Source organism: Dyella lutea, assembly GCF_024158035.1.
Classification (GTDB): Bacteria; Pseudomonadota; Gammaproteobacteria; order Xanthomonadales; family Rhodanobacteraceae; genus Dyella_A; species Dyella_A lutea.
In genome coordinates this window covers 100,699-121,547 of the sequence record NZ_JAMZEK010000005.1, presented here as the reverse complement: position 1 = coordinate 121,547, position 20,849 = coordinate 100,699, and the positions used below count along the sequence as shown (strand labels likewise).

The following is a 20,849-nucleotide window of genomic DNA, read 5'->3' as shown; positions in this document are numbered from 1 at the left end:
CTTGCGGACAAACCTCCGAGGAATGCGTGGCGCATGGACACGTACTGCCTGATCCTCACCGGCGAATTCACCGATCCGGGCCCTACGGCCGCCCGCGCCCGGCTGGCCGCGGCATTCGGCATGACTCCCGAGGCGTTCGAGCAGAAGGTGTGGCAGCGGGCGCCGCTGATCATTCGCCAGGGTCTCGATGTCGATACCGCGACGCGCCAGCGCGGGCAGCTCGGCGAGCTGGGCGCGCAGGCCGAGACCCTACCCGGCGGACAGCCGCTGATCTGGCTGCTGCGTGGCGAGCGCGTGCTGGGGCCGCTGCCCGACAGCGTGCTGGGCCGTTTCGGCAAGCCGGCCGACCGCTGGTGCCATGACGGTGACGACAGCTGGCAGGACCTGCCCTCGTCGATCGCGCCTCCGCCGCTGCCGAGCGCTGGCGAACCACCACCGCTGCCGGCGCAACCGCAACCGCCGAAGGGGTTGCTGCGTCGCCATGGACGCTGGCTGGCGGCTGCGGCGGTCGTGATTGCCCTGGCCGGCATCTGGCTACACCTGCGCACACCTGCCCCGCCCGCCACGCCTCCGGTGCACTACATGCCACGCCCGCTGCAGCCGATGGCGGCCGCTGCACCGACCACGCATTGCCCGGACGCGGCCGGCGCCGCGGCAACTGGCGACGAGGACCGCTTCCTCCTGGCCGGAGGCGAGCGCTCGCTCACCGGTCGCGCCCAGCGCCAGGGAGACAACTATGTGGCCGAGGCGGTGGTCGGACGCGATGATCGCTGCCGCGCGGACGCGGTGCAGCTGTATGTGTTCCACGACGGCGTCTTCGTCGGCACGCCGCTGGACCCGCCGGTCGACCCTCGACATACCCGGCTGGATTTCTCTCTCGATGCGCAGGGTCAGCTCGATTACACGGTGCAGCGCTGCGAGAGCCCCGGCACCTCGTGCAATCCGGCGGAGCACTACCGCGTGCGCCTGCAGCCGGGCGACGGCGGCTGGGCGCTCACCTACGGCGGTGCGCCCGGCGCGGCGAGGGTGGAGATCGTCAGCCGTACCGCGCCGAAATACCCGGCCGAAGCCGTGCGCCAACGCCATGAGGGTACGGTGCTGCTGGCTTTCACGATCGGTTCGGACGGCAGCCCGCTGGACATCCGGGTCGCGCAATCCAGCGGCTTCGCGGAACTGGATGCGGCCGCACTGGATGCGGCCCGGCAGTGGCGCTTTCGCGCACTGGGACCGGACGGCCATGCCACCACGGCGAGCACCCGCGTGCCGGTGCGCTTCCACCTGGACAAGCCCACGCTATAGCCGCGCGCGCGCCATCCCGTGCAGTTGCAGGGTGAAGGCGACGCCCTGCCCGTCGTCGATGTTGCGGGCCAGCGCCTGCCCGCCGTGTCGTTCGGCTACCAGCCGTACCACGTAGAGGCCCAGGCCCAGGTGCGGCGCATCGCCCGGCGTGGCCTTGTCGCGCAGGCTGACCAGCGAATCGAACAGCCGCCCCTGCATGGCCTCCGGTAGCGGCGGCCCCTGGTTGGCAAGGGTGATCTCCGCGCCACGCTCGAGCGGACGCAGCTCCAGCCGCAACCAGCCGTCCGCCGGGGTAAACGACAATGCGTTGTCGAACAGCTTGTCCAGCGCCTGCGCGACCAGTTCGGGCGCGCCGTGGAACGGCAGTGGCGTCGGCGGCAGCACGCATTCGAAGCTGCGCGTGCCGGCGAGTGCCCGGTACGACTCGGCGCAGCCGCGCACCACCTCTCGCAGGTCCACGTCCTCCGGCTCGGCGGCGGCGATCGCGCGCTCCATCCGGCTGGCCTCGCTCATCGCCCGCACCAGCATGCCGAGCCGGGCGGTACCGTCGCGGGCACGCGCCAGGTAGGACGCTGCCTCCGGCGGCACGCCGCCCCCGGCCTCCAACGCGTGCTCGAGGTTGTCCAGAGAGGATTTGACGATCGCGATCGGCGTGTTCAGCTCGTGCGAGAGCTTGGATGCCAGCGTACGCAGATAGTCGGTGTAGCCGCCGACCGCCTCGAACAGCTTTTCGAAGCTGCGTGCGAGGTCGCCGACCTCGTCCGGGGCATCGCTCATCGGAAAGCGGCCGCGCTGGAACAGTCCGTCCAGACGGCCGTCGGCTGCCTGTGCCCGCTCGGCCGCGTCGCGCAACTTGCCCAGCCGCAGGCTGAGCCGGGTGGCGAACGCGAGCAGGATGCCGCCGGCCACCAGCAGCACGGCAAAGCTGGTCAGCAGCAGGCCAAACAATGCCCGGTTCGCCAACAGCGGCACGGCCCGGCTGGTTTGTTCCAGCAACAACACGCCATGCACCTTGCCGCCGCGCTCGATCGGCACGGCCGCGTCGAGCACCACCGAAGCGCGCGTCTCGCCCTCACGCCAGACCGCCGCTGGTTGCCCGTGTTGCGCCTGGACGACCTCGGGAGATTCCAGCCGCGGCGTGTCCTGCATCCATGGCTCGGCTGCCTGTACCCGGTCGGCCAGCAGCGAGCGGTAGATCAGGGCGGCGAACCAACCGGGCTGCCTGCCGCCGCCCTCCGGCCGCAGTCGCCCGCTGCGTGCCATCAACCAGCCCTGAGGCGAGAGCACGCGAGCATAGACATCGTCCGGCGCGAGTCGCGCGAGTTCGGCCGACAGCGCATCGGAATAGGCCAGCAACGGGCGCTGCTCGACCGCCAGCGGATTGCCGCCATCGGCAGGATCGAACACACCCACGCCCACGCCGGTGATACCGGCGCTCCCAGGCAGGCGAAGCTCGATGCGGTAGCCGCTGCCGTCCTCCTGCCACTGCGCGCCGAGCGAATCCGGCAGGCCCGCCACCGGCGGGTCGAGCGCCCTGGCGACCACCGGCCCGGGCCCGGAACTGGCCAACAGGTAGCGCCGCTGCAGATCGCCGCGCGACAGCGCCAGCACCACGTGATCGGCGCGCAGCACCAGCGGGTCATCCACGTCGGCACGGGTGCGCCGGCTGTCGCGCACATCGAGCCACAGATAGAGACCGCTCGCATCCTGCGCCAGCAGAAGCTTGCCGCGCGCCCCCACCGGCTGGCTCCAGGGGGTGAGTGGCGCCCAGTCGTCGCCGTAGCCATCGACGGTAATCGGTGTCTGCACCGGCTGCACGTACCAGGCTTGATCCCCCTCGGGAAGCCCGGCTCCCGCCACCGCAAGGCTACGTGCCACCGCGCGCGCGGACGCGGTGAGCGCCTGCGCCTGGCCATCGCGCAACAGGTTCTCCATCTGCCGCACGTACAGCCAGCCGGCCACCGGCAGCGCCAGGGTGCAGAGGGCAACCAGCAACAGCTTGCGGCGCAGGGTCATGTCTGGGTCAGTGCGGCGCGGCAGGCCCCGGCAGGGGCGTCGCACCGCGCCGATAGCTCGTGCTCCGGACCAGCGCCAGCAGCTCCTCCAGCAGCGCGCGACGCTGGTCGTCGTCGGCAGCCAGGGTCATCGACCAGCTGAGACGGACTCCGGACGCCTTGCCCGGGTCGCAGAACACGACCATGTCGTCCAGCCGGTCGCTGCCCTCGTAGACGTTCGCTGCGCAACGCATCGCCGGGTGCGCGATCGGAAGAGCCAGCACGCGCCCGGCCGGATCGCGGTGCAGATAATGGGTCCGGTCGGCCGTGAGTTCGTCATCCAGCGACGCCAGCCTGGCCGGCCAGACGTTGAGCACCATCACCCGCTGGGGCTCCCCGCTCCACTCACCGCGATACACCACCGCGTCCACGCCGATGGCGCGGGCATAGGTGCAGCAATCGGCCGTCCAGCCATCCGGAGCTCGTGCGCTCACGGTCCAGGCCGGCACATTACCGTCCGCGCGACCGCTGGCGACGACCCGCTCGGCGGCGAGCGCCTGGCTGGCCAGCATCAGTGCGATCACCGGAACCAGCCAGGCATGCCTCACGGTTTCCACCGATAGCCCACGCCGTGCACGGTTTCGATCGCGTCGAAATCCGGCGCCACCGCGACGAATTTCTTGCGGATGCGCTTGATGTGCGAGGTGATGGTTGCGTCGTCGACGACCAGTTCGGCCTCGCGCATGAGCTGGTCGCGGTTCTTCACGTGACCGGGGAAGCGCACCAGCGTGTGCACCATCCAGAACTCGGTGACGGTGAGCGGAATTTCCTCGCCGTTCCAGGTGATGCGCATGCGTTCGGACTCGAGCTTGAGCGGTCCGTGCTCGATCACCGTCTCGCTCGCCGCCGGCGCCTGCAGCGAGGCGATGCGGCGGAACAGCGCGGCGATGCGCGCCGCGAGCTGATGCAGGCTGGTGTCCTTGCTGAGGTAATCGTCAGCCCCAAGCCGCAGGCCGGAGATCACGTCGAAATCCGAATCACGCGCGGTGAGGAAGATGATCGGCAGCGTGTCCGACTTGGCACGCAGCTCGCGGCACAGATCGAAGCCACCTTCGGGCTCATCGCCCAGTCCGATGTCGATGATCACCAGCTCCGGCAGGCGCATCGCGAAGGCGCTCGAGGCCTCCTGCCGCGAGCCGTAGCCGCGGGTGTCGTAGCCGAAGCGGTTTAGCGCCTCGACATAGTTGGCGCGGATGAGCGGTTCGTCCTCGACGATCGCGACGCTGCGTCCCATGGCGGTTTCCCTGTGCAATCCGGTTCGTGGTGGCGCGCAGCGTGCATGGTGGCTTCGCCTTGCGCAAGGCACATACCCGCACCTGCCACGGCTTAGCCACAGAACGGAAATCGTTTCGCCGCTTCCGGCCTACTTGCCAGGTGCAGACATCCGCTGGGCGTCGCCGACCGTAACACGTCCGCCCCACCCTTCGAGCAGGCGATCTGCATAGCGGTCGAGCCGGACGAGCACGTGATCCACCGGTTGCGCCGACGGGCAGAGCACGGTAACCGAGGGGTCCTTTAGTGGATGCAGCGGCGGGACCTTTTCACCGGTGATCCCGTCAATGCATACCTTCTCGTCGAAGCCCGCCTGGCTGGTCAGGTCGGACCGCCCGTGGCGATAGAGCCTTTCGGCTCTCCGCGCCGCCGTGGCATCGCCGTAGACAGGCATCATCGCCTGCAGAAGATGCCGGGCCTGCCCCTGCTCCTGCACCGATGCCTCTTCGCGGCCGAACGGTACACCGCGAGATAGAAAGGCGTATCCCTCTCGCTGGACAGTTGCAGGTAAGCCAGCCCGAGCGGGCGATTGAGCTGGCCGGCATCGCCCTCGAAATAACCCACGCCAAGCAGGAATTGCGCCCGCTTGTTGTCCCACCGGGCGGCCTCATCGAGCATCTCCCCGGCGCGCGCGAATTTCCCCGCGGCCGGATCCCTCACGCCGACGCAGCAGTAGTACTCACCCGGCACATGGCGCTCCAGACCCTGCGGGCAGTTCGCCCTGGCCACATCAGCCAGCGGTATCCGGTTGCCCGCGCCGGCTTGACCGGGCTGAACGGCGGGGCATGACCAAGGCGGACACCGCCAGCACCACGATACGGGCTCGAACATTCATCCAGAACTCCCTTCCCTGGGTTCCGCCCGTTCTCCAGACGCGATGCGCGGCACTGGCTGCCCGGGGCGCTGCTTCCCCCCACCGGGCATGCCGGGCTCCCACCAGCCGATGCCCGCAACTCGCCATGTTTTGAGCACCGCCGCATCAGACCGGCGCGTTGAGATGCACCCAGGCGCCACAGGGATCATCGACATGAAGAAGTTCGACGACGCAGAGGAAAACAACGAGCTGCAGGGCTTCGAGCCGTTGCGCGTGGTTTTGGCCATCGGCGGGCTCGCGCTCGGGCTGTTGATGGCGCTGCACTGAGGAGATCCATCATGTCCCATTTCGACCACTGGCTCGACAGCTTTGCCACGGACGGCTCGCCACTCCCGGCCGCGCAGGGATGCGCGATGGGAGACCAGGGGCAGGAGCCCGATCCGGACTGGCACCCGCTCTGACCCGCCCTTCATGGACGTTCCTCTTGCTCCCCTCGATGAGGGGAGCTTTTTTTGGGGCTGCAGAAAGATGAACGGGCAGGAACAAATGGGCGCCACGCCGATCCAACCCGGTGGATGGCGCGTCGCGCCAAGCCGTGGAACGCTTCCGCCTGGCCAACCGGCGGGCGGTAGCGCGACGCCCATCCAGGTGATCTCCCTGAACGCGTCCTGCGACGCTTTTCCCGGTGCTCCGGCACCGGGATTTCTTTTTCAGCCGATCGCGGCGCGCATCGCAGAGATCGCGGCGGCGTAGTCGGGGGCATTGAAGATCGCCGAGCCGGCGACGAAGGTGTCCGCGCCAGCCGCGGCGATGGCCCCGATATTGTCCGCGCTGACGCCGCCGTCCACCTCCAGCCGGATCGCTCGACCACTGTCGTCGATGCGGCGGCGCACCTCGCGCAGCTTGTCCAGCGCCGAGGGGATGAACTTCTGCCCGCCGAAGCCCGGGTTCACCGACATCAGCAGCACGAAGTCGAGCTTGTCCAATACATGGTCGAGCCAGTTCAGCGGCGTGGCCGGGTTGAACACCAGCCCAGCCTGGCAGCCGGCCTCCCTGATCAGGCCGATGGTGCGGTCGACGTGCTCGCTCGCTTCGGGATGGAAGCTGATCGAATTGGCGCCGGCCCTGGCAAAGTCCGGCACGATGCGGTCGACCGGCTTGACCATCAGGTGCACGTCGATGTGCGCGCTGATGCCGTAGTCGCGCAGCGCCTTGAGCACCATCGGCCCCATCGTCAGGTTGGGTACGTAATGGTTGTCCATCACGTCGAAATGGACCCAGTCGCCGCCGGCGGCGAGCACCCTTGCGGTGTCCTCGCCGAGCCGGGCGAAATCGGCTGAGAGGATGGATGGGGCGATGATCGGGGACTGCTTGCTCATGGCTTGATCTCTGTAGGAGCGCACCGTGTGCGCGACCGGAATGTGCGGCGTTACCTCTTCGTAGGCTATTCGCGCACTTCGGTGCGCTCCTACGCGGGTTTTATTTGAAGCCCTTCTCGGCCTTGACGCGTTCGTAGGCCGCGTTGATCTCGCTGGCCCGCGCTTCGGCCTGCCTGCGCATGTCTTCGGGCAGGTCGCCGAGACGGTCCGGGTGGTGCTCGGAAATCAGCTTGCGGTAGGCGCGCTTGATCGCCCGCTCGTCGGCGTCACGCGAGATGCCGAGCACCGCGTAGGGATCGGGACCGCGACTGCTTCGCTGGGGCGGCACGTAGCCGCCGCCACCGTGGCCACCGCGCGGGCCGCCACCGGTGGCATTCCAGGCGTAACCCTTCATCGCCATCAGCGCCATCAGCTCCATGTCGCTGACCCGCATGGCGAAGGCGAGCTGGCGCAGGATCGCCATCTTCTCCGGCGGCGGATTGCCTTCGGCCAGCACCGTCTCGATCACCACGTCGAGTACCGGGAAGGCGTGATCGCGACGCAGGCCCACCCAGTCTCGCAGCTCGTGGATCGAGCGGGTCACGTCGAATTCCGGCGCCTTGCCACGGTTGAAGCTGGCGATCGCCTCCTGGCGCTGGGCCTGCTCCAGGCCCATGCGGGTCATCAGTCGCTCGGCGATGGCGATCTCCGCCTCCGATACGCGGCCGTCACTCTTGGCCACCGCACCAAGCAGCTCGAACAACGGACGAATGAATCCACCGGCCTCCGGCACCGCGCTGCGGCGCTGGCTGTAGCGCATGTTGTCGAGCACGAAGCCGATCAGCGCGCCGACGATCGCACCGGGCAGGCCGTGGCCCAGGAACAGACCGACCACCGCGAGCCAGAACGTATAGGTGTAACTCATGGACGCGGCGCCACCGGCGTCTGCGCGCTGTACCAGCGGGCGAGCTGGTCCAGTTCCTCGTCGCTGATCGGGCCGATGGCGGCCTTCATCAGCGCCACATTGCGGCGCCCATCGCGGTACTGACGCAGCGCCTCGCGCAGGTAGTCCAGACGCTGGCCGGCGAGATTCGGCGCACCGGGTATCTGCGCCATGCCATGTTCGCCGTGGCAGGCAGCGCAGAGCCCGAGTCGGGCGGGTTTGGGGGGCATTTCGGCCCGGAGCGGCGCTGCGACGGCAGCCAGGCTCAGCGCCACGATCAGGACGTTTCGCATCGGCAACACATGGGGTTGGAGACGCGTCAGTCTAGCAGCCGGCCGCGCGGTGCAACCCGGCGCACCCGTTACACTATGCCGCGCCCGCCTCATCCCGGAACCGAATCGTGCCCACCACCCTGTCCCAATCGAACCTGCCCGGCCTGGAGCTGATCCACCGCGGCAAGGTTCGCGACGTCTACGCCCTGCCCGGCCAGCGCCTGCTGATCGTGGCCACCGACCGCCTGTCGGCCTTCGACGTGGTGCTGCCGGACCCGATCCCGGGCAAGGGCGAGATGCTCACCCAGATCTCCAACTTCTGGTTCGCCAGGACCGCGCACCTGGTGCCCAACCACCTGCTCGACATGCCGCTGGCCGACGTGCTGCCCGCCGGCACCGACCTGGCGCTGTACGCGAAGCGTGCCGTGGTGACGCGCCGCCTGAAGCCGGTGCCGGTGGAAGCGATCGCCCGCGGCTACCTGATTGGCTCGGGCTGGAAGGACTACCAGCGCACCGGCGCGGTCTGCGGCATTGCCCTGCCGCCAGGCCTGAAGCAGGCGCAGCAGCTGCCCGAGCCGATCTTCACCCCCTCGACCAAGGCCGCCGTGGGCGATCACGACGAGAACGTCAGTTTCGACGCCGTGGTCGCCGCGGTCGGTCGCGAGCTGGCCGACAAGGTCCGCGAGGCCACGCTGGCGATCTATCGCTGGGCCGCCGCCTACGCTGCCGAGCGCGGCATCATCCTGGCCGATACCAAGCTGGAGTTCGGCACCGACGAGGACGGCAAGCTGTATGTGATGGACGAGATGCTCACGCCCGACTCCTCGCGCTACTGGCCGGCCGACCAGTACCAGATAGGCATCAGCCCGCCCAGCTACGACAAGCAGTTCGTGCGCGACTACCTGGAAACGCTGGATTGGAACAAGACCGCGCCGGGCCCGCACGTGCCGCCTGAGGTGATCGCAGGCACCTCGGCCAAGTACGCCGAGGCACTGCAGCGACTGGCCGGCATCACCATCGACTGAAGCAACCTTGGGGAGCTACGCCATGCGCACCATGCAGGACTGGCTGGACAGCTACAGCGCCGATCACCAGAACCCGATCAACCAGCGCCTGCACTGGCTCTGCGTACCGCCGATCGTGTGGAGCGTCACGGCACTGCTGTGGACGATTCCGGTACCCGCGCGCTTCCTGCAGCCCGGTGCGTGGGCCGTGCTGGCCATGGTGGCGGCCTTCGCCTGGTACTGGAAGCGCTCGCACCGGCTGGGGATCGCCCTGCTGCTGGCCTTCGCCATGTTGGCCGTGTTCACCGGGTTCCTGTTCAACCGGCTCGGCGCCGCCCAGCTGCGCTGGCTGGCGATCGCGGTGTTCGTGGTCGCCTGGATCGGCCAGTTCGTCGGGCACATGTACGAGGGGCGCCGTCCCAGCTTCCTCACCGACCTGTCCTACCTGCTGGTCGGACCGGCGTGGCTGATGGAGAAGCTGCTTCGTCGACTCGGCTTCAGGGCTTCTGCATGACCGCACTGACCCTGCTGAGCACCCTGGTCTGGTGGGTGCTGTACGGATCCATCCTCGCCCTTTTCGCCGCCCTCATCGCCTGGCCCGTGCTGCGCTGGATCGAGCGGACCTACGTGGTGTTCAACCGTGTGTACCTCGCCTGCCTGCTGTGGACGCTGGCCGGCATGGCGATGGTCGCTGGCGTGGCGTTGCGCGAGGGCCATCTGCGTCCGCCCTTTGCCCCGCTGCTGGCCTCCGGCGGACTTCGCATCGCACTGGTGGTGGACATGCTGCTCGGCGCGGCCCTGCTCTGGCGGCTGATCCCACGCAGCGATGCGCGCCGCATCCGTCCGACCAGCGCCTGCCTGGCGGTCGCGACGGTGATGGCGGTGGCCTTCGGCGTCGCCACCAGCCTGGTCTGACCCATCCATCGGCGCGGCGTCAGCCGTGCATCGAAGCCGTCATGCTGCCGAGCATCGTCACCATGGCCACACCAAGCGCCAATCCCGCCACGATGCACAGGCCGGTGTAGACCAACTGGACCAGGCTGGCCCTGGGAAAGCCGATGCGCCGTCCCTCGCGCCCCGGCAGCAGCAGGTTGACCATGGCCGCACCGATCAGGAACTGCACGACCAGCCCGAGCAGGCGGCCGTCGCCGCCGATCGCGCGTGCCTGACCGAGCACCACGGCTGAGGCGGCCGCGGTCAGCAGTACCGCCCCCAAGGAGCGCAGCAGCGAGGGCATATAGCCCATCACCCAGCGAAACGACAACGCCTGCAGCATGGCTGCGATCAGCAGGCCCAGTCCGATCACCACGAATACGGCAAGCAGGCTCATGCCCGCGAGGACTCCGAACAAGCTGCCCATTCCACGTTCTCCCAGTGGATGCCACGCACGCTCCGGCCTTGGATGATGGCTCGCCCAGCGTAGCGCGGAGGTCAGTGGCGACGGAACGTCAGCCGGTGGTCTGGCGCTCCAGCCAGCGCCAGCCATAGAAGGCCGGCACCCCCAGGGCGATGATCAGCAGGCTCATGCCCGCATCGCGCGGCGCATGGATCGAGGTCACCACGATCACGCCGAGCACAGTGCCGACGAACAGCAGCGGCAGCACCGGGTAGAACGGCACCCGGTAGGGCGACGGCTCCTGCGCCAGATGGCGGCGGTACCAGAACAGGGTGGCGATGCCGAAAGCATGCGCCAGCCACTCGCCGACCGTGGTGTAGTCCAGCAACTGGCCGAAGCTGCCGGAGAGGGTCAGCACGATCGCCCATGCGCCCAGCGTGGCCAGTGCGACCTGCGGAGCACGGCTGGTGCGATCGATCCGACCGACTGCACTGAAGAACATGCCGTCCTTGCCCATGGTCTGAAGCACACGCGCACCGCCGGCGATGGCGATCGCGCAGTAGCCGAAGGTGGAACAGGCAATACCCACGGCCATCAGGGTCGCGCCGCTGGGTCCCATCAGGTTGCGCAGCAGGTCGGCAGCCGGCGCGGAGCTGGCGGCCAGACCGGCATGACCGAGGCCTGCCAGATAGGCGAAATTAACCAGCAGATAGCTGCCCACCACGCCGGCCATGCCCAGCGTGAGGGCCCGCGGCAAGGTGCGCTGCGGCTCGCGCACTTCGCCCGCCAGGTCGTTGAGGTAATGGAAACCGCCGTAGGCAAACAGCACCGGCAGCAGCGCCCCGAGAAATGCACCCGCCGAGACCGGGTGCGCCGGATCCGCTGCCAGCGCGCCGCCGAGGTGGCCCCTGGCGAGGATCAATCCCACCACCACCAGCAACACGATCGCGGCCAGCTTGAGGACAGTGAACAGGTTCTGCACCCAGGCACCGGCGCGGATGCCGAAGAAGTTGATGCCGACGATGAAGGCGATCGCCCCGACCGCCACCGGCTTGATGAAGCTGTCCGGAAAGCCCAGTGCCGCGCAGAAGTAGTCGGCGAACGTGGTGGCCACGGCGGCCACGCTGCCGGGGTAGTTGATCAGTGCCATGGTCCAGCCGAACAGGAACGCCGGCAACTTGCCGAACGCTTCTCGCAGGTAGACATAGGTACCGCCGGCCTGCGGGCGCCGCGCGCCGAGCTCGGCATAGCAGAGCACCCCGGCGAGGGTGAGCAGGCCACCGATCCCCCATAGCAGCAGCACTTGCCATCCGGCCGAGGTGCGTTCGGCCACGGTGGCCGGATTGCGGAAGATGCCGGCGCCGATCACGCCTCCGATCACGATGGCGGCTGCATCCCAAGTGCCGAGGCGACGCAGGTAGCTGCCGGATGAGGAATCGTCTTGGGTCACGGGTTCGGCGGATTGGCGGAAATCCTCCGTAGACTGACACGAAGTGCCGCGTTTGTGGCCTCGCCACGGGAGACGCGACCTTAGAATGTCCTCTTTGCCGACCGCCATGGCTGCCATGCCACACGCCCCGTTCCCTCTTCGACTGCAACCATGCCGGCGCATGACGGCATGAGCCGCACCGCGCCGCCCTGGAGCCGGCTGCTCTCCGCCGCGCTCGCGCTGGGCGTGATCGGTGTCGCCACCTGGCTGTTGCACCGCTACCTGCATGCGATGCGCTGGCGGGACTTCGCCGCCGCCTGGCAGGCGTTGCCCGCACGCGCAATTGTCGCTTCCAGCAGCGCCACCTGCGTGAGCTTCGCCATGCTGGCGGCGTTCGAGATGCAAGCGGCGCGGCTGGGGGCACCTGGGCGTGTGTCGCTGCGCCGGGCCGCCTTCGCCGGTGTGGTGTCGAACGCGATCGGCAACATGCTCGGCTTCCACGCCATCACCGCCAGCGCAGTGCGCTATCGGATCTATGGCGCCGTGGGCCTCGGTGCGGGGGATACCGCGCGCATCGTCGGCCTCGCCGGCATGGGGGTGGGGCTGGGCTTCGCCGTGGTGATCACCGGCGCGCTGATCTGGCAGCCGACGATCGTCGACGGTTGGGGCCGCTGGCCGGGACTGGGTCTGGCGCTGGCGCTGGCCGGGCTGCTGGCGTGGCTGGGGCGCTCACCACGTACCTTGCGGCTGTTCGGGTGGACGCTGAAGTTTCCCGACGCGCGCGCGGCCGGGCTGCAGATGGTGATCGGCGGTGTGGAGATGTGTGGCGCCATCGCTGCGCTGCATGTACTGCTGCCGGCGGCCATCGCGCCGTCGTTCGTCGATTTCCTGCCGGTCTATGTCGCGGCGGTGCTGGCCGGACTGGTCAGCCATGCCCCTGGCGGGCTGGGCGTGTTCGAGTCGATCCTGCTGGCGACCTTCCCGCAGGCGCAGCGGCCGGATGTGCTGGCCGCCATCCTGTGCTACCGGTTGACCTACACGGCGGGACCCTTCGTGCTGGGCAGCCTCGCGTTCGGCGCGTTCGAGTGGCGCCTCCGGCGGCGCCGCGCGTGGTCCGCTGTCGGCTGAGCGCGGCAACCGTGAACCGGCCACCCCGCAAGATCCTGCACGTCGACATGGATGCGTTCTATGCATCGGTGGAGCAACGCGACGCACCGGAGCTGCGCGGCAAACCGGTGGTGGTGGCCTGGCGTGGCGCCCGCTCGGTGGTGTGCGCGGCCAGCTATGAGGCGCGGACCTTCGGCGTACGCTCGGCGATGCCGGCGGTGCGCGCGGAGCGCCTGTGCCCGCAGGCGATCTTCGTGCCGCCGGACTTTTCCCGCTACAAGGCGGTGTCGCGGCAGATCCGCGAGATCTTCGCCAGGCACACCGACCTGATCGAGCCGCTGTCGCTGGACGAGGCCTATCTCGACGTCACGACGACCAAGACCGGGCTGGGCTCGGCCACCGCGACCGCCGAGGCGATCCGCGCCGCGATCCGCGACGAAACCCTCCTCACCGCCTCGGCCGGGGTGGCGCCGAACAAGTTCCTAGCCAAGATCGCCTCGGACCACCGCAAGCCGGACGGGCTGTTCGTGGTGCGTCCGCACCAGGTCGACGCGTTCCTGCTGCCACTCAGGGTCGGCCGGCTGCCCGGCGTGGGCAAGGTGATGGAGGCGCGGCTGGCCGAGCTCGGCGTGGAGACCGTGGCGCAGCTGCGCACCCTGCCGCTGGCCGAGATGGAGCAGCGCTTCGGCCGCTGGGGTCGGCGCCTGCACGAGTTGTCGCTGGGCATCGACGAGCGGCCGGTGCAGCCGGAGCGGCCAAGCGTGCAGGTGTCGGCCGAGGACACCTTCGAGCACGATCTTTCGCTCGACGCGCTGGAACCGCACATCCGGCGGCTGGCCGAGAAGACCTGGAGCGGGCACCTGCGCGAGACCGGACGGGTCGCGCGCACGGTGGTGCTCAAGCTCAAGACCGCCCAGTTCCAGACACTGACCCGCAGCCTGACGCCAGCCGTGCGCCCGGCCTCCGCGGGGGAGCTTGCGGACATCGCCTGCGCGCTGCGTGCCCGCGTCGATCTCCCTGCAGGCACGCGCTACCGGCTGGTGGGGGTGGGGCTGTCCGGGTTCATCGATGCGGACGACGAGGCAACCCAGGCCGACCTGTTCCCCGGGTACTGAACGACGGCGAGCGAGATAGCGCTTGCTATTAAATAGTGCGCTATGTATATTGCACCACATGTCCTCCCGACGCGCCATCGCCATGTCGCCGCTCCAGCTCGATCACCAGCTGTGCTTCTCGCTGTATTCGGCGCAGCTGGCGATGACCAAGGTCTATCGCAAGTTGCTGGCGGAGCTGGAACTGACCTATCCGCAGTACCTGGTGATGCTGGTGCTGTGGGAAGGCGACGGCGTGACCGTGTCGCAGATCGGCGAGCGCCTGTTCCTGGATTCGGCCACGCTCACTCCGCTGCTGAAGCGGCTGGAGGCGGCGGGACTGGTACAGCGCCAGCGTTCCACCGAGGATGAACGCCAGGTGGTGGTCAGCCTCTCCCCGGAGGGCCGTGCGCTGAAGCGCAAGGCTGGCGCAGTGCCCGAGGCCATCTTCTGCGCCACCGGCTGCGAACTGGACGAGCTGATCGACCTGAAGACCCGGCTCGATCGCCTGCGCGAGCGTCTGGCGCAGAGCGGGTGACCGTTTGCATTTGCCATATATATAGCGCGCTATTTTATAGCTTGCTATCCACACCGCAGCATCCGCTGCCGCACCCTAGAAAAGGAGAACCATCATGTCCATCGAAAACGTCCTCTATCGCGCCCATGCCAAGGCCACCGGTGGCCGCGACGGCCGCGCCGTGTCATCCGACAACGTGCTCGACATCAAGCTGACCACGCCGAAGGAACTCGGCGGCGCCGGCGGTGACGGCACCAATCCCGAGCAGTTATTCGCCGCGGGCTATTCGGCCTGCTTCATCGGCGCGCTGAAATTCGTCGCCGGCCAGCAGAAGATCGCCCTGCCGGCCAGCACCAGCATCGAGGGCAGCGTCGGGATCGGCCCGATTCCCACCGGCTTCGGCATCGAGGTCGAGCTGAAGATCAGCATCCCCGGCCTGGACCGCGCCATGGTCGAGGATCTGGTGCAGAAGGCGCACGTGGTCTGTCCGTACTCCAATGCCACCCGCGGCAACATCGACGTGACCCTGACGGTGGTCTGAGGGCCTCACGGGGCTATCGCCGGGGCACCGGCTGCGCTATGACATCAGGTCATGCGCAGCCGCACCGTCTCCAGCGCTGTTACGACAGCACCCGCCGCAACCGAAGGTTCCACCGCGCCGGCATGGCCGGAACCCGGCCAGTGGTGCCTGTATCTGATCGAGTGTGCCAACGGTGCGTGGTACGCCGGCATCACCAATCACCTGCGGCGCCGTTACGATGCGCACGCCGCTGGCCGCGGTGCCCGCTACACGCGGGCCAACCCGCCACGGCGACTGCTCGGCTGGTGTCCCCACCCCGATCGCGCCAGTGCGTCCCGCGCCGAGGCGGCGATCAAGCGGCTGCCGCGCGAAGGCAAGCTGGCCTACCTGCTGCGATCGCCCCCTCCGTCAATCCCAACTGTCGACGCATGAAAAAGGCCCGGGAAGTCCCGGGCCAAGTCGCATGCTGCATCCCGCTTACTTTTTCTTCTTCGGGATGTAGAGGTCGGTGATGGTGCCCTCGTAGGCCTCGGCGGCCATGCCAACCGACTCGCTCAACGTTGGGTGCGGGTGAATCGTCATGCCGATGTCGCCGGCCTCAGCGCCCATCTCGATCGCCAGCGCCACCTCGGAGATCAGGTCGCCTGCGTGCGGACCGACGATGCCGGCGCCGACCACGCGGTGGGTCGCCTCGTCGAAGATCAGCTTGGTGAAGCCCTCGGTGCGGTCGATGCCGATGGCGCGGCCCGAAGCCGCCCACGGGAACTTGCCGACGCCGACGTGCAGGCCTTTCTCCTTCGCCTCGCGCTCGGTCACGCCGACCCAGGCGATTTCCGGATCGGTGTAGGCCACCGACGGGATCACCCGCGCGTCGAAGTGGCTCTTCATGCCCGCCACCACCTCGGCGGCCACGCGCGCCTCATGGGTGGCCTTGTGCGCCAGCATCGGCTGGCCGACCAGGTCGCCGATCGCGAAGATGTGCGGCACGTTGGTGCGCATCTGCGTGTCGACGTTGATGAAGCCGCGGTCGGTGACCGCCACGCCGGCCTGGTCCGCGCCGATCTTGTTGCCGTTGGGCGAACGACCCACGGCGACCAGCACGCGGTCGAACAGCGAGGTCTCGGGGATGCTTTCGCCCTCGTAGCCGATCTCGATGCCCTTCTTGGTCGCCTTGGCCGAGACCACCTTGGTCTTCAGGTGCACGCCCTTGAGCTTCTTGCCCAGGCGCTGCGCCAGCGGCTTGATCAGGTCGGCGTCGGCGCCCGGGATGATCTGGTCCATGAACTCGACCACGGTCACCTCGCTGCCCAGCGCCGAGTACACGGTGGCCATCTCCAGGCCGATGATGCCGCCGCCGACCACCAGCAGCTTTTTCGGCACATCCTTCAGTTCCAGCGCGCCGGTGGAGTCCATGATGCGCTCGTCGTCCCACGGGAACGCCGGCAGGCGCACCGCCTGCGAACCGGCGGCGATGATCGCGTACTCGAAGCGGATCAGCTTGCTGCCTTCGGCCGTCTGCACTTCCATCTCGTTCGGCGAAATGAAGCTGCCGGTGCCCTGCACCGTACGCACCTTGCGCTGCTTGGCCATGCCGGCCAGGCCGCCGGTGAGCTTGCCGACCACCTTGGACTTGAAGTCGCGCAGCTTGTCGATCTCGATGGTCGGCTTGCCGAAACTCACGCCATGGGCGGCCATCGCCTCGGCCTCGTCGATCACCGCGGCCGCATGCAGCAGCGCCTTCGACGGGATGCAGCCGACGTTGAGGCAGACGCCGCCGAGCGAGCCGTAGCGCTCGACCAGCACGGTATCCACGTCCAGGTCGGCGGCGCGGAAGGCGGCGGTGTAGCCGCCCGGACCGGAGCCGAGCACGACCAGCGTGCAGGTGATGTCCGGCGTGCGGCCGGAGGCGCCCGCGGCGGCCGGGGCCTTGGCGGGCGCGGGAGCCGGAGCCGCCGCGGCGGGCGCCGGGGCTGCAGCCGCCGGAGCGGGCGCGGGCGCGGGCGACGGCGCAGGGGCCGCAGCGGCATCGCTGGTTTCCAGCAGCAGGATCGACGCGCCCTCGGACACCTCGTCGCCCACCTTGAGCCTGAGCTCCTTCACCACGCCGGCAGCGGTGGCGGGGATCTCCATCGTCGCCTTGTCCGATTCCAGCGTGATCAGGCTCTGGTCCTTGGCGACCGTGTCACCGACGGCCACCAGCACCTCGATTACGGGCACGTTGTCGTGACCGCCGATGTCGGGGACCTTGATCTCGAGTGTGTTGGCCATGGCGTGTTTCCTTTGCGGTGCGAGGCGTCAGCGGGTGACGCCCAGGTCGGGTTCGGGGGATCGGGGCGCCGTCGCGGCGGACGGTTTCATGTGTTCGGTGACGTCGCGCGCGGCGTCATTGCCTTTGTAGACGACGTCGGACGCCGCGCGTCGATCCGTCGTTGCGGCCGGTACCGGCGCGGGACGGCGGGCCCAGCTGCGCACGTGCGGGTCGCGCTGGGGGAACGGCATCTCGATGCCGTACTTTTCCAGTGCAGTGTGCAGCGCCCAGTCATAAGCGGCAGTGACCGAGCCGGTACGGCGGGTCGCCTCCGCGTCGAGCCAGACCACCAGCTGGAAATCGAGCGACGAGTCGCCGAACCCGGCCAGCCACACCAGTGGCGCGCGCGGGCCGTCCTTGGCCAGCGTGAACGGCACCGCGGCGGCGGCCTCCAGCGCGGCCTTCTTCACCAGCTCCTTGTCGGTGCCGTAGGCCACGGCGAACGGCAGCTTGAGCCGGCGCGCGGCCTCCCGCACGCTGCCGCGCAGGCCCGAGGCCAGTTCGACGAAGTCCCCCACCTTCAGGCGGCGGTCGAACTGCGGGATCAGGCCCGACACGAACGAGCCGATGGTGACCTCAACCCCGCTCATGTCCAGCGGTTTGACGTTCATCCGCTCGTTGAACTGGCGCACGCCGTCCCCCCGGATGTGCGGCACGACGGCACGCACCTGGGTCAGTGGATCGCCCGAGCGGAGGGCGGTCACCCGGCGCCCCCGGTCAGAGCAGCAGGCGGCGGATGTCGCCCAGCTGCTGTGCGAGGAAGGCGGCGAAACGCGCGGCCAGCGCGCCGTCGATCACCCGGTGGTCGTAGGACAGCGACAGCGGCAGCATCAGCCGCGGCGCGAACTCCTTGCCGTTCCACACAGGTTTCATGGCCGCCTTGGACACCCCGAGGATCGCCACCTCCGGCGCGTTCACGATCGGCGTGAACGCCGTACCGCCGATGCCGCCGAGCGAGGAGATCGAGAAGCAGCCGCCGGACATGTCGTTAGGGCCGAGCTTCTTGTCGCGCGCCTTCTTCGAGATCTCACCCAGCTCGCGGGCCAGGTCGAGCAGGCCCTTCTTGTCGACGTCGCGGATCACCGGCACCACCAGGCCGTCCGGCGTATCCACCGCGATGCCGATGTGGAAGTACTTCTTCAGGATCAGCTTCTCGCCGGTCTCGTCGAGCGAGGCGTTGAACTGCGGGAAGGCTTTGAGCGCCGCCACCACCGCCTTCATCTGGAACACCAGCGGAGTGATCTTCAGATCCTTGTTCTCCGCGCCTAGCGCCTTGCGGAAGGCCTCCAGCTCGGTGATGTCGGCGTCTTCGTGCTGGGTGACGTGCGGGATCATCGCCCAGTTGCGCGCCAGGTTGGCGCCGGAGATCTTCTGGATGCGCGAGAGCGGCTTCTCCTCGATCTCGCCGAACTTGGCGAAGTCGACCTTGGGCCATGGCAGCAGGTTGAGACCGCCGCCGGCGGCCACTGGCGCGCCGGTGACCGGGCGGGCGCCCGAGGCCAGCGCGTGCTTGACGTAGGCACTGACGTCCTCGCGCTGGATGCGACCGCCGCGGCCGCTACCCTTCACCTGATGGATATCCACGCCCAGCTCGCGCGCGAAGGCGCGGATCGCCGGGCTGGCATACGGCGCATCGCCGGGCATGACGATCTTCGCGTCGAACGGCGGGCGCGCCTGCGGCGGTGGGTCACCGTCCGGCGCGACACCCGGCTGCACCGCGCGACCGCCGATCGGGGCCGGCTTCTCCGCGGCCGGTGCGGGCGCCGGGGCCGGGGACGAAGCCGCGGCAGGAGCGGCCGCGGGCGCGCCCTCGACCGACTCGATCAGCGCGATCAGGCTGCCTTCGGACACTTCATCGCCGAGCTTGAGCTTGAGTTCCTTCACCACGCCGGCGAACGGCGCGGGCACTTCCATCGTGGCCTTGTCCGATTCCAGCGTGATCAGGCCCTGGTCCTTGGCGACGCGATCGCCGACCTGCACCAGGATCTCGATCACCGGAACGGCATCGAAGCCGCCGATGTCCGGCACGCGGGCTTCACGCACGCCGCCGCTGGCGGCGGGTGCCGGCGCGGCGACTGGCGCAGGTGCGGGGGCAGGCGCGCTCTTGGCGGGTGCCTCGGCCTTGGCCGGAGCGGCGGCCGGGGCGGGCGCCGGGGCAGGTGCGGCAGCGCCCTCGGCCTCGATCATCGCGATCACGGTGCCCTCGCCGACCTCGTCGCCGAGCTTGACCCTGATCTCCTTCACCACGCCGGCGAACGGCGCGGGCACCTCCATCGTGGCCTTGTCCGACTCCAGCGTGACCAGGCCCTGCTCCTTCTCCACCCGGTCGCCGATTTTGATCAGCACCTCGATCACAGGCACCTTGTCGCCGCCGATATCCGGAACGCGTGCTTCTTTGAGGTCGGCCATGGGGACTCCTGCAGATGGGGACGGGGCGCGGGGATGCGACCGCGGCAAGATTTCCATGATAACCAAGCCGGGCCGCGGACGGCACTGAAAACGTTGTCACAACACCCGTTCGCCGACGTATGGGCATGACCTTGGGCGCATGCCACCCCGGCTCTTCCACCGTAAGCTGGCCCCGCAGGCGCCGCATCCGCAGCGCAGGAGGGACCCCATGCTGGCCATTCGCGACCTGTCCAAGACCTATCCCAACGGCGTGCGCGCCCTGCGCGAGGTGTCGCTGGACATCCCGCGCGGGATGTTCGGGCTGCTGGGACCCAACGGCGCGGGCAAGTCCTCGCTGATGCGTACCATCGCCACGCTGCAGGATCCGGACAGCGGCAGCATCACCCTCGACGGCCAGGACCTGCTGGCCGACAAACCGGCCACCCGGCGCCTGCTCGGCTACCTGCCGCAGGAATTCGGCGTGTACCCCAAGGTCACGGCCGAGGCCATGCTCGAGCACTTCGCGGTACTCAAGGGCATCACCGCGCGCGGGCCGCGCCAGGAGTTGGTGCAGGCGCTGCTGCGCCAGGTGAACCTGTGGGACGTGCGCAAGCGCAAGCTCGGCACCTTCTCCGGTGGCATGCGCCAGCGCTTCGGCATCGCCCAGGCGCTGATCGGCGAGCCGAAGCTGGTGATCGTGGACGAGCCCACTGCCGGCCTGGATCCGGAGGAGCGCAACCGCTTTCTCAACCTGCTGGCGGAGATCGGCGAGCGCTGCGTGGTGATCCTGTCTACCCACATCGTGGAGGACGTTACCGACCTGTGCCCGCGCATGGCGATCCTCGGCCAGGGCCAGGTGCTGCTGGCCGGCGAGCCGCTGGAAGCGATCGCCAGCCTAGAGGGCCGGGTCTGGCGCCGCACCATCGACAAGTCCGAGCTGGACGGCTATCGCGCCCGCATGACCATCCTGTCCACCCGCCTGCTGGCTGGCCGCACGCAGATCCACGTGCTGGCCGACCAGTCGCCCGGCGAAGGCTTCGTCGCCGTGGCGCCCGACCTGGAAGACGTGTACTTCGGCCGCCTGCGCGCGCAGGCCACCATCCGCGCCGCCTGAGCGCGGGACGCCACGCCTCGCAC

24 protein-coding genes are annotated in these 20,849 nt (G+C 68.9%); 11 read left to right on the top strand and 13 right to left on the bottom strand.

The genetic code is table 11. From position 1 onward, the window contains the following. The first annotated feature begins 33 nt into the window (after positions 1 to 33). Positions 34 to 1,299 (top strand): energy transducer TonB, encoded by a 1,266-nt coding sequence (locus NC595_RS19325; RefSeq protein ID WP_253569023.1) that lies wholly within the window; start codon positions 34 to 36, stop codon positions 1,297 to 1,299. Here the strand turns inward: NC595_RS19325 and NC595_RS19320 are convergent. From NC595_RS19320 to NC595_RS19300, 5 genes are all read right to left on the bottom strand, one after another. Further along, positions 1,294 to 3,315, bottom strand: a complete 2,022-nt coding sequence (locus tag NC595_RS19320; RefSeq protein WP_253569022.1) for an ATP-binding protein — start codon at positions 3,313 to 3,315, stop codon at positions 1,294 to 1,296. The two genes, NC595_RS19325 and NC595_RS19320, sit on opposite strands and share 6 nt — an antisense overlap. A gap of 7 nt (positions 3,316 to 3,322) precedes the next feature. Then, on the bottom strand, positions 3,323 to 3,901 hold the full coding sequence (locus NC595_RS19315) for a hypothetical protein (protein ID WP_253569021.1): 579 nt from the start codon (positions 3,899 to 3,901) through the stop codon (positions 3,323 to 3,325). Then, positions 3,898 to 4,587 (bottom strand): proteobacterial dedicated sortase system response regulator, encoded by a 690-nt coding sequence (pdsR, locus tag NC595_RS19310; protein WP_253569020.1) that lies wholly within the window; start codon positions 4,585 to 4,587, stop codon positions 3,898 to 3,900. The genes NC595_RS19315 and pdsR overlap by 4 nt, the downstream gene beginning before the upstream one ends. A gap of 129 nt (positions 4,588 to 4,716) precedes the next feature. Then, on the bottom strand, positions 4,717 to 5,022 hold the full coding sequence (locus NC595_RS19305) for a hypothetical protein (protein ID WP_253569019.1): 306 nt from the start codon (positions 5,020 to 5,022) through the stop codon (positions 4,717 to 4,719). Beyond that, positions 5,019 to 5,456 carry a hypothetical protein gene (locus NC595_RS19300; RefSeq protein ID WP_253569018.1) on the bottom strand — a complete coding sequence of 146 codons (438 nt, stop codon included), beginning with the start codon at positions 5,454 to 5,456 and terminating at the stop codon, positions 5,019 to 5,021. Before NC595_RS19300 ends, NC595_RS19305 begins: the two co-directional genes overlap by 4 nt. A 321-nt stretch (positions 5,457 to 5,777) precedes the next feature. Between NC595_RS19300 and NC595_RS20420 the strand changes: the two genes are divergently transcribed. Then, positions 5,778 to 5,900 carry a hypothetical protein gene (locus NC595_RS20420; RefSeq protein WP_256489708.1) on the top strand — a complete coding sequence of 41 codons (123 nt, stop codon included), beginning with the start codon at positions 5,778 to 5,780 and terminating at the stop codon, positions 5,898 to 5,900. Positions 5,901 to 6,149: 249 nt separating this feature from the next. Here the strand turns inward: NC595_RS20420 and rpe are convergent, their stop codons facing one another. From rpe to NC595_RS19285, 3 genes are all read right to left on the bottom strand, one after another. Further along, positions 6,150 to 6,818 carry a ribulose-phosphate 3-epimerase gene (gene rpe, locus NC595_RS19295; RefSeq protein ID WP_253569017.1) on the bottom strand — a complete coding sequence of 223 codons (669 nt, stop codon included), beginning with the start codon at positions 6,816 to 6,818 and terminating at the stop codon, positions 6,150 to 6,152. 100 nt (positions 6,819 to 6,918) lie between these two features. Next, positions 6,919 to 7,722, bottom strand: a complete 804-nt coding sequence (gene djlA, locus NC595_RS19290) for a co-chaperone DjlA (protein WP_253569016.1) — start codon at positions 7,720 to 7,722, stop codon at positions 6,919 to 6,921. Then, entirely contained in the window at positions 7,719 to 8,033 is a 315-nt protein-coding gene (locus NC595_RS19285) for a c-type cytochrome (RefSeq protein ID WP_026107529.1), read from the bottom strand. Before NC595_RS19285 ends, djlA begins: the two co-directional genes overlap by 4 nt. Before the next feature lie 107 nt (positions 8,034 to 8,140). On the opposite strand from NC595_RS19285, the gene NC595_RS19280 reads away from it, so the two are divergent. From NC595_RS19280 to NC595_RS19270, 3 genes are read left to right on the top strand one after another with little or no spacing between them, the layout of a single operon-like run. Next, positions 8,141 to 9,037 (top strand): phosphoribosylaminoimidazolesuccinocarboxamide synthase, encoded by an 897-nt coding sequence (locus tag NC595_RS19280; RefSeq protein ID WP_253569015.1) that lies wholly within the window; start codon positions 8,141 to 8,143, stop codon positions 9,035 to 9,037. A gap of 22 nt (positions 9,038 to 9,059) precedes the next feature. Then, entirely contained in the window at positions 9,060 to 9,530 is a 471-nt protein-coding gene (locus tag NC595_RS19275) for an Mpo1 family 2-hydroxy fatty acid dioxygenase (protein ID WP_253569014.1), read from the top strand. After that, positions 9,527 to 9,931: a hypothetical protein gene (locus NC595_RS19270; protein ID WP_253569013.1), complete on the top strand. Its 405-nt coding sequence runs from the start codon at positions 9,527 to 9,529 to the stop codon at positions 9,929 to 9,931. The genes NC595_RS19275 and NC595_RS19270 overlap by 4 nt, the downstream gene beginning before the upstream one ends. 19 nt (positions 9,932 to 9,950) lie before the next feature. On the opposite strand, the gene NC595_RS19265 is transcribed toward NC595_RS19270, so the two are convergent. Beyond that, positions 9,951 to 10,367: a hypothetical protein gene (locus NC595_RS19265; RefSeq protein WP_253569012.1), complete on the bottom strand. Its 417-nt coding sequence runs from the start codon at positions 10,365 to 10,367 to the stop codon at positions 9,951 to 9,953. A 97-nt stretch (positions 10,368 to 10,464) separates the two neighbouring features. Further along, positions 10,465 to 11,802, bottom strand: coding sequence for an APC family permease (locus NC595_RS19260; protein ID WP_253569011.1), 1,338 nt, complete (start codon positions 11,800 to 11,802; stop codon positions 10,465 to 10,467). Between the two features lie 168 nt (positions 11,803 to 11,970). On the opposite strand from NC595_RS19260, the gene NC595_RS19255 reads away from it, so the two are divergent. The 5 genes from NC595_RS19255 to NC595_RS19235 all read left to right on the top strand — a co-directional run bounded on the left by NC595_RS19255 (position 11,971) and on the right by NC595_RS19235 (position 15,448). Next, entirely contained in the window at positions 11,971 to 12,909 is a 939-nt protein-coding gene (locus NC595_RS19255; RefSeq protein WP_253569010.1) for a putative bifunctional lysylphosphatidylglycerol flippase/synthetase, read from the top strand. A gap of 11 nt (positions 12,910 to 12,920) precedes the next feature. Next, positions 12,921 to 14,003 (top strand): DNA polymerase IV, encoded by a 1,083-nt coding sequence (gene dinB, locus NC595_RS19250; RefSeq protein WP_343214924.1) that lies wholly within the window; start codon positions 12,921 to 12,923, stop codon positions 14,001 to 14,003. Between the two features lie 58 nt (positions 14,004 to 14,061). Continuing rightward, positions 14,062 to 14,517 (top strand): MarR family winged helix-turn-helix transcriptional regulator, encoded by a 456-nt coding sequence (locus tag NC595_RS19245; RefSeq protein WP_253569009.1) that lies wholly within the window; start codon positions 14,062 to 14,064, stop codon positions 14,515 to 14,517. A gap of 94 nt (positions 14,518 to 14,611) precedes the next feature. Continuing rightward, positions 14,612 to 15,037, top strand: coding sequence for an organic hydroperoxide resistance protein (locus tag NC595_RS19240; RefSeq protein WP_253569008.1), 426 nt, complete (start codon positions 14,612 to 14,614; stop codon positions 15,035 to 15,037). A gap of 51 nt (positions 15,038 to 15,088) precedes the next feature. After that, on the top strand, positions 15,089 to 15,448 hold the full coding sequence (locus NC595_RS19235) for a GIY-YIG nuclease family protein (RefSeq protein WP_253569007.1): 360 nt from the start codon (positions 15,089 to 15,091) through the stop codon (positions 15,446 to 15,448). Positions 15,449 to 15,493: 45 nt separating this feature from the next. Here NC595_RS19235 and lpdA read toward each other — a convergent pair whose 3' ends face one another. Genes lpdA through aceF form a run of 3 tightly spaced genes read right to left on the bottom strand, consistent with a single transcriptional unit; the run spans position 15,494 to position 19,733 of the window. After that, on the bottom strand, positions 15,494 to 17,284 hold the full coding sequence (gene lpdA, locus NC595_RS19230; RefSeq protein ID WP_253569006.1) for a dihydrolipoyl dehydrogenase: 1,791 nt from the start codon (positions 17,282 to 17,284) through the stop codon (positions 15,494 to 15,496). Between the two features lie 27 nt (positions 17,285 to 17,311). Further along, complete coding sequence (locus tag NC595_RS19225) at positions 17,312 to 18,028, bottom strand: mechanosensitive ion channel domain-containing protein (RefSeq protein ID WP_253569005.1); 717 nt, start codon at positions 18,026 to 18,028, stop codon at positions 17,312 to 17,314. Between the two features lie 13 nt (positions 18,029 to 18,041). Then, positions 18,042 to 19,733, bottom strand: a complete 1,692-nt coding sequence (aceF, locus tag NC595_RS19220; RefSeq protein WP_253569004.1) for a dihydrolipoyllysine-residue acetyltransferase — start codon at positions 19,731 to 19,733, stop codon at positions 18,042 to 18,044. Between the two features lie 208 nt (positions 19,734 to 19,941). Here aceF and NC595_RS19215 point away from each other — a divergent pair, with 208 nt between their 5' ends. Next, a complete protein-coding gene (locus NC595_RS19215; RefSeq protein WP_253569003.1) occupies positions 19,942 to 20,826 on the top strand; it encodes an ABC transporter ATP-binding protein in 885 nt (294 codons plus the stop codon). The last annotated feature ends 23 nt before the right edge of the window (positions 20,827 to 20,849 follow it).